The sequence below is a fragment of the Paracoccus sediminilitoris genome (assembly GCF_003259195.1).
Lineage (GTDB): Bacteria > Pseudomonadota > Alphaproteobacteria > Rhodobacterales > Rhodobacteraceae > Paracoccus > Paracoccus sediminilitoris.
Map to the genome: position 1 here is coordinate 1 of NZ_QJPK01000082.1, position 626 is coordinate 626.

Genomic DNA, 626 nt, shown 5'->3' on the forward strand with positions numbered 1-626 from the left:
TGCCGATGCCCTTGGCCCTCATGCCCAACCAGCGCTGGTCATTGGACCCTCGCCATGGTCACTCGGACCAGTGGCGTTCCCATGGCTCGATGGCGGACACGTTCGGGGCGTCGCGCAAGTTCCGCATCCTGGCGGTGATCGACGACTGCTGCCGCGAGAACCTGTGTCTGGTTGCCGACACCAGCATCTCAGGCGCGAGGGTGGCGCGCGAGTTGGACGCACTGGTGCGGATCTATGGCAAGCCGGCTTGCATCGTCAGTGACAATGGGACGGAGTTCACCAGCCGGGCCATCCTGAAGTGGGCCGAGAAGAACGACGTTGCCTGGCACGACATCGATCCCGGCAGGCCGCAGCAGAATGCCTTCATCGAAAGCTTTAACGGCAGCCTGCGCGACGAGCTGCTGAACGAGGAGATCTTCGACACCCTGGACGACGCGCGCCGAAAGATCGCCCTATGGCGCTACGACTACAACGCTGTCAGGCCGCACTCCTCCCTCGGCAACCTGACGCCGCTCGAAGCGCGCCGGACGCTAGCGCAAACCGAGGGCGCCGCGCCCGGCGCGCTTGCCATGAAACAAACCCCCGACTACCAATCTCAAAACGGCAGACTCTCGTTATGAACGAGG

At 63.7% G+C, this 626-nt stretch carries 1 protein-coding gene; it reads left to right on the forward strand.

Going from position 1 to position 626, the window contains the following annotated elements:
• Window positions 1–620, forward strand: a 620-nt coding sequence (locus tag DKT70_RS17645; RefSeq protein WP_146612700.1) for an integrase core domain-containing protein, incomplete at its 5' end; no start/stop codon positions are given.
• Window positions 621–626: the final 6 nt, after the last annotated feature.